Source organism: Chlorogloeopsis fritschii PCC 6912 (genome assembly GCF_000317285.1).
In the GTDB taxonomy this organism is placed as follows: Bacteria; Cyanobacteriota; Cyanobacteriia; order Cyanobacteriales; family Nostocaceae; genus Chlorogloeopsis; species Chlorogloeopsis fritschii.
Window position 1 is genome coordinate 55,607 of record NZ_AJLN01000081.1, and the last position, 15,713, is coordinate 71,319.

The following is a 15,713-nucleotide window of genomic DNA, read 5'->3' on the forward strand; positions in this document are numbered from 1 at the left end:
TCTTGCTTTCCACTGTTACCATGAAACAGTTCTCACAACCAAACGACTCTATCCTCAGGGATATTTAAAAATTTAGTTTTCGCGATCGCTAACTCTTAGTACAAAATGGCGATCGCACACATCATAGCCAAACTGAAACCGTAAGGTGGGTACTTTCCATAACGTAAAAATAAGGGCTTGAGGAAAGTTAAGCAGTGCCCACCCTACAAAAATTACTTTCCATAACTGAAACCGTAAGGTGGGCACTTTCCATAACTTAAAAATAAGGGCTTGAGGAAAGTTAAGCAGTGCCCACCCTACACAAATTGCAATTAAGCAAATAGTGCAAGATGTGAACAAATAGATATTTTATAGCAATTTGATTTTATCGGCCGCTCTTTTAGCCTTTTCTCTCGCTTCTTTCACACTGCTTCCCTTAGCCAAAGCTACTCCCATCCGTCGATAAGGATGAGCACTAGGTTTACCAAATAACCTGATATCTACATCTTTTTCTGATAAAGCCTCAGCCACACCTGTATAAACTATTGAATCTGATTTTTCCGAAGCGAGTATTACAGCACTCGCTGAAAATCCCAATTGTTCTATATGAGGAATAGGCAAACCTAAAATAGCTCTTAAATGTAATTCAAATTCGTTCAAATTTTGTGAGATTAAAGTTACCATTCCTGTATCGTGGGGACGGGGTGAAAGTTCAGAAAAAATCACTTCATCTTTAGTAATAAAAAACTCAACTCCAAAAATTCCGGCTCCTCCTAAAGCATCCGTAACTTTTGTAGCTATTGCTTGCGCTTGTAAAATCATGTCTTCCGAAATAGCTGCTGGCTGCCAAGATTCCTGATAATCTCCTCTTTCTTGACGATGTCCTATGGGAGAACAGAAAACAGTCGGTGCGTTCCACTGCTTAATAGTCAGTAAAGTAATCTCAATTTCAAAATCTATAAATTCTTCAACAATTACTTTTTGACTGTCACCTCGCGAACCTGCTATAGCATAGTCCCAAGCTCTCTTAACTTCTGTGTTATCTTTAACTACAGATTGACCTTTTCCAGAAGATGACATTACAGGTTTGACAACATTAGGAAACCCAATCTTATCAGAAACAGCGATTAACTCTTCTAGAGTAGAGGCATAACCATATTTAGCAGTTCTAATGCCTAATTTTTGATGTGCCAACTCTCTAATTCTATCCCGATTCATTGTATAGTTAGTTGCTGCCGCTGTTGGGATAACTGTAATTCCTCGTTGTTCAAATTCCAACAACTTTTCTGTTCTAATTGCTTCAATTTCTGGAATGATAAAATCTGGCTGATACTTGCTTACAATTCTTTCCAAGTCTTCTGCACTTAACATGGAAATAACTTCTGAGCAGTCTGCAACTTGCATTGCCGGAGCATAAGGGTAACGGTCAACGGCTATTATATAATTTCCAAGACGTTGAGCCGCGATTACAAATTCTTTACCAAGTTCTCCTGAACCTAGTAACATTAATTTTTTTGGTAGCTGAATCGAATTATTCATTAATCTTTTTCTTCCTAACTCAAACTTTTTCTTAATCCTTTAGTGTACTTTTTGTGCTATCTTTACCATAAGTTAGGCTGCTCTTGTGAAAAGACACTTTTATGCCTACGCCTATCTCTCGGACGTTCATGTGTTTTATTATTTCACTTAACTATTTTATCTAAAATTAAACTGAGCACCGCGAGATTTTAAATTTTGGTATTGCTCTTTAGACAATCCAATTCCTTTACCAAATTCACACCCATCTACTAAAGCATCTAACCAAATAGTTTCATTCAGAGTTGCACCACTTAAATTTGCATTTCTCAAGTCTGCCCTTGTAAAATTAGCAAACATTAGGTCTGCATTTAATAAACTACTTCCGCTTAAATTTGCACTTGTAAAATTACCACGGATGAAGTTAGAATTATTCAAATCTAATCCAGACAAATCTGAACCTGTTAAGTTAGGAAACTTTAGTTGATTAGGATTTTGCAAAAATCTATTTACGCAAGCTATATTTGCTTCATTAAAGCACATTTTTGCTAAAAAATCATAGCGGGCAATCCCAAGTTGCTTGAGAATCTGTAAACGTTGTTCGGGAGTTTGCTTTAAAAATTGGCTCGCATTGTAGTGATAATTATAATATAGACTGTTTAGCATATTAAGTGCTATATAAGCATTATTTTTTATATTTAAGATTTTCACAAAATTTGCTTACATCTTAAAAAGCATTTTTGTTAATATAATTCAATCACAAGTTTGACATTCTAGAAATACAATATTAATTATAACACTGTCCAAATGCATCCGGTTATTGATAAGCACAATTGGTAAATCAATTAAGTTACTATCTCAATTGCATAAGTACGTATGAAAAAAATAATCATACCACATCAAATAAAACCTCGTTTCTTAGCAACAGCAATAGGTTTAGGAGCGCTTTTTATCATTTTACTTAGTTTATTTATATTTGATATTCTTAGAGTCAGAGTCATAAATGTTGATAATACCAGGAGAATATTAGCAGAGCAAAAGCAAAAAGAGAATAATTATTTTGGTATTTCTAAAGTTGCATTTCAACAGGGTTCAAATAATAAAGGGCTAGACTTGAGATGTTTAACTTGGTCTTCAAAACAGTTATACAATGGTTGGAGCGATGTTAGCAAAGACCATGATTTTTTTATTGATTATTATCTACCCTCTGGCAAAAAAGCAATTATTTGTACCACACCTATATTAGCTGGTGCATTAGCTGCAAACTCTCAAAAAAGATTTTTATATGAAGTGTCTACCACTGATTTAGATGATGGTTTATATGTTCGGATTGTTATCGGACTTTCAGAAGTCAGAGAAACTTGTAAATTAATGACAGGTAGTGTTGATTGTATGAACTCACTTTTAATGCGACAAGCAATCGTTAAATACGAGCCTTAAAATTAATTGTTGATATTGCTACTGTACCGCATTAAAAGCCATCTGCCAAAAATCCTTTTCAAATTTTGCCACTTTTACAAACGTTTCTTCAGCTTGGTTTTGAATAGAATCAGAAGCAGTTTGCAAGACTTGATCGGCTTGCTGTTCTAAGAGTTTTACATATGCTGTGAAGTCAGAATTACCCCACCTATCAGCAAATTCTTTGTAAGGTGCGGGCATTGCGCCAGGTAATTGCCAACCTTGATTATAGGCAAATTCAATAGCCCACAGTGCAGTTGCTTGTACTGGATAAGGCATATCAGCTAGGCTATGCATATATTTACAGTATTGCTCACACGTTGGCTGTTTTTCTGTAGCAAGATTAAGTTGTCGTTCAGCCACTTTTTCTTTAAACCAATTAAGCTCGTCTTTAAGTGCTGCTAATCCTGAAAGTATGACATCAAAATGTTGTGGAGGTGCACTGGCTAATACTCTTGCCAGCATCCTCGTAAAATCGATTACAAATAGATAATCTTGCACCAACCATGTATTAAATTGGTGAGGTTGAATTGTACCTGATTTACAATTTTCGAGAAAAGGATGCACAGTCGCTTCATGCCAAATGTCTGTATGTTTTTGTAGAATTTGATTGCAAGTAAAAGACATAATTTAAAATTTAATTAAATTAATACATTAATTATTTTTGTCAGCAATAGCAACGGGCGATCGCCTGGGTAAATCAGTAAAATGATTAGTAGCGATCGCCCTTCCAATATCAAACAATCTCAAACTTCTATTACCACTCCAGAAAACGTCGTTACTTTGAGTAATTTTATGTTAGACGACACAGCAAAATTGCTGTTTTTATCTCTTATAAAATAATCAGCCGTTCTTTAGACTTAGCTCCTTTTGATTAGTAGAACGTTCTGTATCGCGATAGTGAGCATCGAGCCAACAACGCGGCAAACGTTCACCAGAAGGAAACGCCAACTCTATCTTTTGATAAGAAGCCGGATCTTGCAGTTCTTCACCAAAGTGATCGACTCCTGTCACTTCTTTGGCACAGGGGTTGAAGAGTTGATCCAAGGTTAAAATTTCGATTAAATCTCCTGTAGGCTTGTGCATCAAGAACATAGTAATTCTCCTATGTCAAGAACTCCTAGCTAAATGCTATAACGAAGTCAATCAGGAGATTCATCTCTGAAATAGTTCGCAAAATTAAGATACATCAATAGACACTATTAGTTCGCCACTTATGAGAGGAGATGTTTATAGATCCCCGACTTGTTTAAACAAGTCGGGGATCTGAACATTTTCATCTTTGTTAAGCAACAGCATCAACTCTGCGCTTGCTTCCACCCCTTCAACTTCAAAGTATCACCCTCAAACCGTTTCCCTTTTAACATCCGGTTCCAGTAAACCCAGGGTAAAATATGGCGCTTCACCAACCACATACTGTAACGCTCCTCCCTGGGATCAATTGGGAAAGTAGACATAGGTTGGTTGGTGTAGTCAAACTCTGCCATGATGACTTTGCCGTATCCCGTAATTAGCGGACAGCAAGTGTAGCCGTTATAGCTTCCTGTCAAAGAGCTAGAGTTGATGAGAGCCAGCAAATTCTCTACCAGCACGGGAGCTTGTCGGCGAATGGCAGCAGCTGTTTTGGAAGTTGGCAATGAAGAAGCATCCCCCAAACTAAAGACATTTGGATATAAATTGTGCTGCAAAGTCTCTTTATTGACATCTACCCAACCTTTACCAGCCCCTTCAGCCACAGCTAGCTTGCTAGTTTTAATGAAATCAGGAGCGCTCATTGGCGGGGTGACGTGAATCATGTCATAGGGGATAACTACCTGTTGTACACCCTCATCTGTGGTGACATCGAAAACAGCTTCTTTAGCTTCTGCCCGAATTGCCTTGAGATTGTGTTTGAATTTTAATTGAATATTTCGGCGATCAACTACTTTAAGTAACCTTTCTGCATAGGCGGGAACGGGAAAAATTGCACCTACAGCAGAGCAAAACATCATGTTAGTTTTGTTACGAATACCCTGCTGGCGGAAGGCATCATCAGCCATATACATAATTTTTTGTGGAGCGCCACCGCATTTAATCGGAGTTGCTGGGAAGGTAAATAAAGCATTCCCTCCTTGAAAATTCCGAATTGCTTCCCAGGTATAGGGAGCATATTCAAACGCGTAATTACTGCACACTCCTCCCTTACCCAATGCATCCTGCAAGCCTTCAATCAGATGCCAGTCGATTTGGATACCAGGGCACAACACTAGGTAATCGTAGTGAATCTGTTTGCCAGACCGGGTAAGTACGTTATTATGATCGGGATCAAGTTCGGCAGCATAATCCTGAATCCAAGTTACGCCTTTGGGAATGCAGCTTGCTTCTGACTTAACCGTAGCATCAATGCTGTACTGCCCTCCCCCTACCAAAGTCCAAGCGGGTTGGTAGTAATGTTTATCGTTTGGTTCCACAATGGCTATATTGAGCTTGCCGTTTTTATGATGCAATTGGGATGCTACTGTAATTCCTGCGGCACCGCCACCAACAATAACAACTTGGTAATGTAGCTTTTCCTGAGTAGAAGTATTGGCAGCAATTTCCGAAGTATTTGTTCTCGGTTGAATGACTGATGACATATTTTCTTGAAGTAATTCTAGACAGAGCAAATTAATTGAAGCTTGTAGATGCTAAGGGGTGATTATGAAGTATAGGTAATGCAAATTTCAGTGTTAGCTTACTTTTGTTGAGGTGTGAACCTTGATACTTGTAGCAAAATTGCATCTTGACCGAATTTCTAACTTTCACAAAAAATTGTGAAACTTTCATTCTCTCTACTAATGGCACGAATTAGCTGAATTGCTTAGAAAATCTTTACGTAATTTCTAAATCTAAAGAAATAGACAAGTAGATAATAATCACGAACTATCCCTATATAAATAAATTAGAAGTTATAAAATATACAATCCATTAAAAGTTATTAAATTGTGAAAAATTGGCAATCTTCTCTCTTATGAGGCATACATGAGAAAAGCTTTACGTATAAAATTTAATTATTATTTATACTTCATACAACCATTGTCAAACTCTATTCAGCAGGGTTAACAGTTAGGTTATGAATGTTGAAATTTTCAATCAGTTTCCTTGGACGCCTGTCGTTTTACTGTGGCTTTCTTACGCTTTCTTAGGATGGTATCTATCTGTTCACCACATTATTTGGGTTGTGGGAATATTGGTAGTAGGTTTAGTCCTTACAGTCGTTGGACAGAGCTTATCTTGGTTAGACCGTTTAATTAGATATGGTTCTCAAATCTTGATAATAGTGTTATGTTTAAGTGCATCAGTTGCTTTAGTAGCAACTTGGTCGCTATTTTTTACGTTTGTTCTGACACCATTAGCAACTACAGTTTTAGCTGAAATTGAATTACGCTTCGCTGGCTTTAGTAAACGTGATGCACTGTTGTTATTAAGTTTGATTGCTGCATTTGGTTTGGGAACAGGCGAAACAATAGATTTATTTTTCTTGCCTAGTGGCAGATATTAATTGCTCAATCAAATTGTGAAATTATTTAACTGGTGAACTTCTCAAAACTTTAATTTGTTGATTTACTTCGAGAAAATACCTGTACTAAAACACCCAAAATTCCAATTCCAGCAGCTATCAGTAGTAGAGATACTAAGTTGAAAGTCAGCCCAAATCCTGTTGCGTCATTTTGCCAGCGAATCAGCCAAAAAGCATCTGTACCTAGCACAAACGAAGGTACCTGCAAAATATTAAAAATGAGGGGCAGCAAAAAACTACCTACCAAAAACACCATTAAGACTATTAAGGTAGTGTTACCCCAAACCCCCAAAACCGAACGAGTTTTGTCAAAAGAAGTTTTAAAAGGTAGGGAACGAGGATCGAGAGCGGGAGGAGTATAAATTGCCATGCCTGCACGGCGATCTTCTACTTGAATTGATTTAGGGCAACGCAAAAGCAGTGTAGCCATCCAGATATCACCACTTGCACCAGAAGTATTAATTACTAATACCCAAACCAGCCAAGTAGCTTGGGGAAAGACTGCCAGCAATACCAAACAAACCAAGTCAATCACTACCAAGGGAGCAAGCCCAATTGTGACAAAGGCGTTGCGAGAAAATATATCTCCTGGTGATGTGGCGTAAGCATAGGGAAAGAAATATTTAACTTTGATCCCATAACGGGGCGAGCCGCCAAAAGCACGAAAAGCCAACCCATGTATTAATTCGTGAATGACGAGTGTACCAACGAAAATCACAACAAAAGCTAGAAATGTCAGAACTCCAGCCCAAGATTGGGAAGATGTTTGCCAAGAGAATGACCACGGTTGCCCGTGAATTACTTGATACAATCTACTCACACCTGCCAAAGTTACGAAAAACAATAGGATACTCAAACTTGTCCAACGCAGAGCCAACTCAGGCGTGATGCGGAAAATATATGTTGGTTCTTTACTCGTCAATGTTGTCATGATTACGCCATTTCTTCGCCGATATCTCGCCTGCGCTGCAACCATCTAGCTATGTCGCCAGCGGTAATAATGCCTTGTAAAGAGCCATTTTTGGTAACTAACACTCTACGTAATTGCGACTCTTCCATTTTTTGCAGTACATTTGACATTTTTTCTTCAGGGCGAACACTAACTCCATCCTCTATTGGTCTCATTGTCTCTCTTACGGTTTGGTAAGCCCATTGCTCGCGGGGAATATCTTTGACTCGATTTAAGGTAATAATCCCGACAACACGATCGCCTTCAGCAACGGGGAAACCGTGGTAGCGTCGATGCATAAAATATTCATCTACCAGTTGTTGCAAGCTTAAGTTAGGAGTTACGGTTTCTGGATAGGGAGTCATCAATTCCCGTGCTGGTACTCCTTCTAAAGTGCTGCGAATTAATAGATCCTGGTAACTTGCTTCTGCGGCACTTGCGAGAAACCAACCAATGAAGATTAACCACAATCCATTGATAACAAAACCGCCAAACAACTGAAGCAAGCCCAAAGCAATAATGGCGTAACCCAAGAGTTTGCCACCAATGGTAGCAATGCGTGTAGCTTTCTTGTAGTTACCTGTTATTTTCCAAGCGATCGCTCGAAATACCCGACCGCCATCTAAGGGAAAACCAGGCAAAATATTAAAAATAGCCAACATTAAATTGATTGTTGCCAAATAAGCAGTTACACCGTTGACTGCTACAGCCCAACCAACATTTCTGCCAACCCACCAGAGAAACCCACACAACAGTGCGATCGCTAAACTAGTTAAAGGCCCTATCCCCGCAATTTGAAACTCATCACCAGGAGTTTCAGCTTCCATACGAGTACGAGAGACACCACCAAAAATAAATAAAGTAATTCCTTCTACAGGAATTCCTTTTGCTCTTGCCAACAGAGAATGAGAAAGCTCATGGGCTAGTAGCGATACGAAAAATAGCAGCGTTCCTACTACACCCATAGCGATGTATGTCGCGTTTGTTAATCCTGGATAATTCCCTGGAAATACTCCTGTTGTTAGCGTCCACAGAATCAGAAAAAAAATCAAAAACCAAGATAAGTCAACGCGAATTTCAAATCCAAAAATGGAACCTAGTCGAAAGCTTTGCATAGTTACCTCTGTTTGAAAATTCGTAACTTCTACGTGTAAATTTTGACTAAAAATACACATATGAATTAGTAATTACGAATCAGAAGAATACTATTGAGCATTCTGATTGTTATTGCTAGTACGAACAATGTACTGATAAGTTGGCGTATTAATCGCAATAGGTTCTACTTTCCCTTGAGCAACTAAGGTTTGATAAATCAAAGCAGCAACCTCAGCACGAGTGGCAGGCTTGTTAGGATTGAGAACATTGGAATTAGGGTAGTTAACCACTATATTTTTTCTGGTTGCTGTTGCTACCGAGCCAACAGCATATTGAGGAATCTGATTGGCATCTTTGTAAGTTTCACTAATTAAAACTGATGCCGGGCGCTGAGTAGTTGGAGTAGTTGCCGTCGGTGCTGTTCCCGTTGGCGGAACAGCTTGGGCTGGCGGAACCATCAAAGGCTGCATTAAGGAAGTAATTGCTATTGGGAAGAATAAAAGTGGCCTTTTTGCTGTTTGTTGTCTCCTGGGTGCGGTAGCTGTTGGTGGAATTGTGGCTGGTGCTGTTGAGGCAGCAGGCGTTAAATCCAAACCTTTTGTTAAAGCTACAATAGCTTCAACTTTGGTAACTTCTTGACGCGGGCGGAAATAACCACCAGGATAACCTGTCATAAATCCTTGTTGATAAGCTTGCTCAATTGCATTAGCCGCCCAATAATCTGCAGGAACATCTTTATAGACAGATCCACTTGCTATTTGCCGTACTGGCTGTTGATCGAAAGCTTGGCGAATGATTGCAGCAAATTCATCACGCTCTATAGTTTGTTCTGGTCGATATGTACCATCTGGATATCCGGTAATAACATTTCTTAAAGCCAAACCACGAATAAATGGTTGCGCCCAATAACTAGGCTCAACATCAGGAAAAACAGTCTGTGCTGAATTTTGAGCATGAGTGCTGAATGGTGCAAACGCAATTACCGTCAAACATAAAGTTGACAAAGATGTACTTGCTAATACCCATCGAGGTAAGCTAATCATTAAAATTGCTCCTATTGACTGTTTGATGTGATTTAATATTAATTTGGCTATTATTTATATTTTGTCTACCTAAGGCATTTGTTAAATATATTTCTCAAGATAGATGATTTTTATCCAATTATTTTAATTACTAGAAACAAATGAGTTATTTAGGAATTACAAAAAGTAAGCTAATAATTAATATTATTGCAATCTTAGGATTTATCAATAATAGGTTTTATAGTAACCACAGATTAATTACAATATCCATGATTTTATAAAAGGTAAAAACAAATGTAGTAAAACTAAAAATCAATAGCAGATTCGCAAGTCAAGACTTAATATGTAGTATTATTAAGTAGAATATAGAACCGCACAAAAACGGAGATGTTGTAAAATATGCTCACTATTGTGCTTGATTTATCTCGAATTTCTGCAATAGCAACACTTAATTTAGTTAAGCTAAAGATACCTATTCCTGAGTTCTACTAACATAGGCGATCGCAATTAATTAACAAACTGACAAGAAGTCGAAATTTAAAAACAGTTTATAGCTTTTGTACTATGCTGTACAAAAGCATAGATATTAATTATTAACAGACAAAACTACAAAAACTAGTTTTCAATAGCCTTTTAAATTATGAATTCTACCTGAAAGCACAATACTTTTTTAAGCCCTGAAGGAAATGTAAATTTTCGTAAACATTTGCGTAATTGTTTCCTCCTAAACAGAATATTCCCTTGGAATACCAAATTGGTTTTAACTGCAATTAATTAAGGTGTAAGGAGAATTAAAGTGTCTAATTATACATACTTGTGTTCGCTCTGAAAATTTAGTGAAAGCTACTCGGTTTATACCTCTTAGCTGTGAAGTGGCTTTGTAATTTTTCCCTCAACTGATGAAATACCGCTTTCCTAAGGTGTAGTAAAAACAGGGAAAATCAAGCAAATTTCGATAAGTATTAAGATGTGAGAACCAAGCATGAACAAAGATTTACTTCAACCAAAACTTAAAATTGTTTTAATTGATGGTCATGAAATTTGTCTGAGTGGAACACTCAAACTAGTACAATCACAGTACCCAGACGCAAAAATTATTACTTGCAAAATTGCCGAAAATGCTTTAAATCAAATTTCTATATTTCAGCCTGATTTAGTTGTTATGGATATCTGTCTTCCAGAAAAATCAGGGATGATGGCACGGACTACTACAGGTATTCAACTACTCAGGCATTTGCTAAATACCTATTCCAAGCTGAATATTGTCATTCAAAGCGAATATATTAAAAAATTAGTGCAACTGAAAACTGAGATAGACTCCCACAAAGGAGGCTTTACTATTGCTGATAAAAGTCTTTCTAGTCGAGAAATGCTTACCAGAGTTAGTTGGGCATTACAGGGATTGACTCATCTTAAGGATATTCAAACAACTTATTTCCAATCAGAACTCAAACCAGAGTTGGTGAAACTCCTAACTTTAGCTTTTCAAGAAGGGCTGCAAGATAAAGCGATCGCCCAAGAAATTAGTGTATCGGAACGGATGGTACGCCACTATTGGGATCGGCTTCAAAACTTATTGGGCATTGATTGTCAGGAATTAAAAAATCAAGGTAAAAATGTCCGCGTCGTTACTCAAATCCGGGCTAGAGAAGCAGGTTTAATTGATTAAGGGACAGGGAATAGGGGACAGGGGACAGGGGACAGGGGATAGGGGACAGGGGACAGGGGATAGGGGACAGGGGATAGGGGACAGGGGACAGGGGATAGAGTAAATTCAATTTATAACTTGTAACCCATAACCCTTAATCTGTAATCTGTAACCTTTAACCTGTAACCTGTAACCTATAACTTGTAACCCATAACCCCTTAATCTGTAATCTGTAACCTTTAACCTGTAACCTGTAACCTATAACTTGTAACCCATAACCCTTAATCTGTAACCTTTAACCTGTAACCTGTAACCTGTAACCTATAACTTGTAACCCATAACCCGTAATCTGTAACCTATAACCTATAACCTATAACCTACAAAAAGTTTATGGCAGGAAAGCGGTTTCTACTTTTAAATTACTGCCAATCCTGTTTCAAGAGGGAGGGGAGAAGGAGACAATGGCAACAATTCTCCTCCACTCTCCGCTTTTTGACTCTGGTATTGATGACGGTTCTGCTATGCATTACTACTGCACCAGCTTTAGCAAAACTCACTCAAAGTAACCTTTCTCCTATTTCCACCTCTACAAAGCTCTCTGCTTCGCCTTTACAACAAGGAAAAGCCCTCTACGATGCCGGGCGATTTGCAGAAGCAGTACAAGTACTGCAACAAGCAATGCAAGCATACCAAAAGCAAAAAGATCCCAACAGGCTTGCAGTAACCTTGAGCAATCTTTCCCTTGCTTACCAACAACTTGGTGCCTGGAAAGAAGCTGAATCTGCGATCGCACAGAGTTTAAATATCCTTGGCTATCAACAACCAAGCAACGGAACTCAAAAGTACAGTAGCACAAGTGCAGCAGGACAGATAAATACCCAAAATCCGAAAATTTTGGCTCAAACACTGGATATTAAAGGCCGTTTGCAACTATCAATAGGACAGCCAGAAGAAGCATTGAAAACTTGGCAGCAATCAGCAGATATTTACACTCAACTCAGGGATCGAAATGGTGTGGTGCGATCGCAAATCAATCAAGCCCAAGCATTGCTGTCAAGTGGATTTTATCGTCGTGCAGAAGCGACACTGTTGCAATTAAACCAGACATTGCAATCACAACCAGATTCTTTAGAAAAAGTAATAACATTGCGATCACTGGGTGATGTCTTTCAGTTGGTTGGTAACTTGCCACAAGCCCAAATTAACCTTTCGCAAAGTTTAGAAATCGCCAAGCGCTTAAAATCTTCTGCTCATATTGCTGCCAGTCTTTTTAGTTTAGGTAATAATGCCCGCGCTCAAGACCAAATACAAAAAGCGATCAACTTTTATCAACAAACAGTTAGAGAATCTCCCTCTTCAATAGTAAAAGTCCAGGCACAACTAAATCACCTCAGCCTCTTGATTGAGGAGAGACAATCAGAAGCAGCCTTGACTTTATTACCAGAACTACAATCCCAACTTGAGCAACTTCCCCCCAGCCGTGCCAGTATCTACGCTCGAATTAATTTTGCAGAAAGTCTCGCCAAGTTAGGAAATCAAAAGGACAATGGGAAACAAGAGGACACGGAGACACGGGGAGGTGGAGACACTGGGAGAAGACGTGAGTCGCGATCCTTCCCCTCCTCTTTCTCCGCGTCGTCACCTGCCCAACTCTTAGCTGAGGCTGTGCAACAAGCTCGCAGTTTGGATGACAAGCGATCGCAAGCTTATGCTCTAGGAAGTTTGGGTAGTTTATACGAACAAACCGGGCAGTGGCAAGCAGCACAAAGCCTCACACAGCAGGCATTAGTGTTAGCACAAGCGAGCAATGCCCCAGAAATTGCTTATCGCTGGCAATGGCAGCTAGGAAGACTCTTGAAAGCACAAGGAGATTTAAAGGGAGCGATCACAGCATATGATGTAGCGGTAGACACTCTCCAGTCTCTTCGTAGCGATTTAGTGGCAGTTAACCAGGATTTGAGATTTAACTTTCGAGATAGTGTCGAACCAGTCTATCGGCAATCAGTGCAATTACTGCTGCAAGAACAACAAAAACAACCAGATGAAAAAGCTTTAGAGAAAGCACGCCAGCGCATAGAAGCACTACAACTAGCAGAATTAGATAACTTCTTTCGGCAGGCTTGTTTGCAAGGTCAGCGAGTACTAATAGACCAAATAGTAGACAAAGAAAATCCCACTGCTGCTATTTTATACCCAATTATTCTGCCTGAAGAACTCCAGGTAATCGTCAAAATTCCCAAACAACCCTTGCAATATTATCGTACCAAGATTTCTCAAGCAGAAGTAGAAAAAACAGTAATAGAACTGCGACGCAACCTGATTAACCCTGCGGCAATCAAAGCAGTGAGACTACAGACACAAAAAGTGTATAACTGGCTGGTTAAACCGATTGAATCAAAATTATCAGCAAGTGGAGTGAACACCTTAGTATTCATACCAGATGGGGTGTTACGTAATCTGCCAATGTCTGTCCTCTACGATGGCAACCAATATTTAATAGAGAAATATGCTGTTGCTTTAAGCGCCGGTTTGCAACTTTTCGATCCCAAACCACTACAACCACAGCAGCTAAAAGCTCTTACTGCAGGTTTAACTCAGCCACCACCAGGTTATTATAACTTTTCACCCTTGCCTGCGATCAAAAGTGAAATAGAAATGATTGCTGAAACTGGGATATCAACTACCGACCTTTTAGATCGGCAGTTCACCAGTCAAGCACTAGAGGACAAAGTTAATGCTGCTTCTTTTAACGTAGTGCATTTAGCAACCCACGGTCAATTTAGTTCCCGTGCCGAGCATACCTTTATTTTAGCTGCTGATGGCCCAATTAACGTGACGCAATTCGACAGTATCCTGCGTCGTCGGGATGAAACCAGCTCAACACCAGTACAACTATTAGTATTAAGTGCTTGTCAGACAGCAGCAGGAGACAAGCGTGCGGCACTAGGGCTTGCTGGAGTTGCTGTACGCGCAGGTGCACGCAGTACAGTAGCTTCTCTGTGGCAGATTGATGACGAATCGACAGCCCAGTTGATTGGTGCTTTCTATCGAGAATTAAAAAATCCTGGCATCACCAAAGTAGAAGCTCTGCGCCGCGCTCAACTTCAATTACTTCAACATCCTAACTACAACGCACCGAGTTTTTGGTCTGCTTATGTGCTAATTGGAAATTGGTTATAATTGGTGGTCGATTTTTCTCAATAATCATAAGGTGGGCACTGCTTAACTTTCTTCAAAACCTTATTGTTACGTTCTGAGCAGTGCCCACCCTACAAAACTCTACAAAACTCAAAACCTTATTGTTACGTTATGAGCAGTGCCCACCCTACAAAAATTGCTTGATGTGAATAAGGGTGTTTTTTTCGCAATCTTTCTTTAATAAAAGAAATATCTACATAAACTCCTACACCAGGTGCTACAAATCGTTACTAGCCACCGTTGCAGTGGCTCTTTTCTAACTATTTTTTTGCGTAATTTGCGTGATTAAGAGCGATATGTATACAGCAGCATCCATTTCTGGGAAATGAATTTATGACTACATTTGAGCTAGATGATAAGGCTTTAACTTTGCCTATTACCCAAGCAGCTCGCACAATTGCCCAGCAGTTTGCCAATCAGCAACCCACTCCTGAAAGTGCTGAACGAGTTCGTCTGAATACGCTTTGTGTGCTGATAGTCAATAACTATTTGCAAATGATGAATATTCCTACTGATTTAAGGAGTAGCAACAGTTGGAACCCTGTTATACGTATGTGCGCTGATGTAGCTGATTTAGAGTTACCGGGAATTGGAAGTTTAGAGTGTCGCCCCATCCGTCTACACGAGCAATTTTGTTACATTCCCCCAGAAACTTGGGAAGAACGGATTGGTTATGTAGTTGTGCAAGTAGATGAATCCCAATTGGAAGCAAAAGTGTTGGGTTTTGTTCGCAGTGTTGCTTCTGAAGAATTGCCTTTAAGCCAACTGCAACCTCTAGAAGCTCTCATTGAACACCTATCACCTGCACCACAGTCACTAATTCCAGAAGCAGTGAACTTGAGTCAGTGGTTTGTAGGAATCTTTGACGCAGGATGGCAAACGCTAGAATCCCTGTGGAATCAACCAGAATTTGCACCAGCTTTTGCGTTTAGAAGTAGAGATGTGATGGAAAAAATTCCCGCTAATCAGCAAGAACCATTTGTCCGCCGGGGAAAACTGATTGATTTGGGAATCCAAATTGCTAGCCAATTCGTCATGTTAATTGTGGAAATTAGCCCCCAAATAGATCAACAAGTTAGCGTTCGCCTACAATTGCATCCCACAGGTAGTCAAAATTACCTTCCACCGGATGTAAAACTTACAGTTTTAGATCAGTCAGGAGCGGTGTTTTTAGAAGCCCAAGCCAGAAGTGCAGACAACTATATTCAATTGCAGTTTCGAGGAGAACCAACAGAGCAGTTTAGCGTTCAAGTAGCACTGAATGATGCCCAAGTTACAGAACGCTTTGTGATTTAGTCAGATGAAGGTTTG

At 39.3% G+C, this 15,713-nt stretch carries 14 protein-coding genes; 5 read left to right on the plus strand and 9 right to left on the minus strand.

The features are described 5' to 3' along the window. Nucleotides 1-72: 72 nt before the first annotated feature. The 3 genes from UYC_RS39515 to UYC_RS0114990 all read right to left on the minus strand — a co-directional run bounded on the left by UYC_RS39515 (nucleotide 73) and on the right by UYC_RS0114990 (nucleotide 2,160). Entirely contained in the window at nucleotides 73-246 is a 174-nt protein-coding gene (locus UYC_RS39515; RefSeq protein ID WP_235082857.1) for a hypothetical protein, read from the minus strand. Between the two features lie 102 nt (nucleotides 247-348). Continuing rightward, nucleotides 349-1,518, minus strand: coding sequence for a formate-dependent phosphoribosylglycinamide formyltransferase (gene purT, locus UYC_RS0114985; RefSeq protein WP_016872795.1), 1,170 nt, complete (start codon nucleotides 1,516-1,518; stop codon nucleotides 349-351). 156 nt (nucleotides 1,519-1,674) lie between these two features. Next, nucleotides 1,675-2,160: a pentapeptide repeat-containing protein gene (locus tag UYC_RS0114990; protein ID WP_026087318.1), complete on the minus strand. Its 486-nt coding sequence runs from the start codon at nucleotides 2,158-2,160 to the stop codon at nucleotides 1,675-1,677. Between the two features lie 210 nt (nucleotides 2,161-2,370). Here UYC_RS0114990 and UYC_RS0114995 point away from each other — a divergent pair, with 210 nt between their 5' ends. Then, the gene (locus UYC_RS0114995; RefSeq protein WP_016872793.1) at nucleotides 2,371-2,934 is read left to right on the plus strand and encodes a hypothetical protein; all 564 of its coding nucleotides are present in this window, start codon (nucleotides 2,371-2,373) and stop codon (nucleotides 2,932-2,934) included. An 18-nt stretch (nucleotides 2,935-2,952) separates the two neighbouring features. Here UYC_RS0114995 and UYC_RS0115000 read toward each other — a convergent pair whose 3' ends face one another. The 3 genes from UYC_RS0115000 to UYC_RS0115015 all read right to left on the minus strand — a co-directional run bounded on the left by UYC_RS0115000 (nucleotide 2,953) and on the right by UYC_RS0115015 (nucleotide 5,567). After that, nucleotides 2,953-3,579: a TenA family protein gene (locus tag UYC_RS0115000; RefSeq protein WP_016872792.1), complete on the minus strand. Its 627-nt coding sequence runs from the start codon at nucleotides 3,577-3,579 to the stop codon at nucleotides 2,953-2,955. A gap of 216 nt (nucleotides 3,580-3,795) precedes the next feature. Further along, nucleotides 3,796-4,047, minus strand: a complete 252-nt coding sequence (locus UYC_RS0115010) for a hypothetical protein (RefSeq protein WP_016872790.1) — start codon at nucleotides 4,045-4,047, stop codon at nucleotides 3,796-3,798. A 203-nt stretch (nucleotides 4,048-4,250) separates the two neighbouring features. Next, nucleotides 4,251-5,567: an NAD(P)/FAD-dependent oxidoreductase gene (locus tag UYC_RS0115015; protein WP_016872789.1), complete on the minus strand. Its 1,317-nt coding sequence runs from the start codon at nucleotides 5,565-5,567 to the stop codon at nucleotides 4,251-4,253. Between the two features lie 476 nt (nucleotides 5,568-6,043). Between UYC_RS0115015 and UYC_RS0115020 the strand changes: the two genes are divergently transcribed. Further along, nucleotides 6,044-6,472, plus strand: coding sequence for a hypothetical protein (locus UYC_RS0115020; protein WP_016872788.1), 429 nt, complete (start codon nucleotides 6,044-6,046; stop codon nucleotides 6,470-6,472). A 49-nt stretch (nucleotides 6,473-6,521) separates the two neighbouring features. Here the strand turns inward: UYC_RS0115020 and UYC_RS0115025 are convergent, their stop codons facing one another. From UYC_RS0115025 to UYC_RS0115035, 3 genes are all read right to left on the minus strand, one after another. Further along, nucleotides 6,522-7,421 carry a DUF3267 domain-containing protein gene (locus UYC_RS0115025; protein WP_016872787.1) on the minus strand — a complete coding sequence of 300 codons (900 nt, stop codon included), beginning with the start codon at nucleotides 7,419-7,421 and terminating at the stop codon, nucleotides 6,522-6,524. A gap of 2 nt (nucleotides 7,422-7,423) precedes the next feature. Beyond that, entirely contained in the window at nucleotides 7,424-8,554 is a 1,131-nt protein-coding gene (locus tag UYC_RS0115030; protein ID WP_026087317.1) for a site-2 protease family protein, read from the minus strand. Nucleotides 8,555-8,644: 90 nt separating this feature from the next. After that, complete coding sequence (locus UYC_RS0115035) at nucleotides 8,645-9,577, minus strand: S-layer homology domain-containing protein (protein ID WP_016872785.1); 933 nt, start codon at nucleotides 9,575-9,577, stop codon at nucleotides 8,645-8,647. A gap of 961 nt (nucleotides 9,578-10,538) precedes the next feature. Here UYC_RS0115035 and UYC_RS0115040 point away from each other — a divergent pair. The 3 genes from UYC_RS0115040 to UYC_RS0115055 all read left to right on the plus strand — a co-directional run bounded on the left by UYC_RS0115040 (nucleotide 10,539) and on the right by UYC_RS0115055 (nucleotide 15,698). Then, nucleotides 10,539-11,225, plus strand: a complete 687-nt coding sequence (locus tag UYC_RS0115040; protein WP_016872784.1) for a response regulator — start codon at nucleotides 10,539-10,541, stop codon at nucleotides 11,223-11,225. A 486-nt stretch (nucleotides 11,226-11,711) separates the two neighbouring features. Next, entirely contained in the window at nucleotides 11,712-14,384 is a 2,673-nt protein-coding gene (locus UYC_RS0115050; protein ID WP_016872782.1) for a CHAT domain-containing protein, read from the plus strand. Between the two features lie 351 nt (nucleotides 14,385-14,735). Continuing rightward, entirely contained in the window at nucleotides 14,736-15,698 is a 963-nt protein-coding gene (locus UYC_RS0115055) for a DUF1822 family protein (protein WP_016872781.1), read from the plus strand. Nucleotides 15,699-15,713 lie beyond the last annotated feature (15 nt).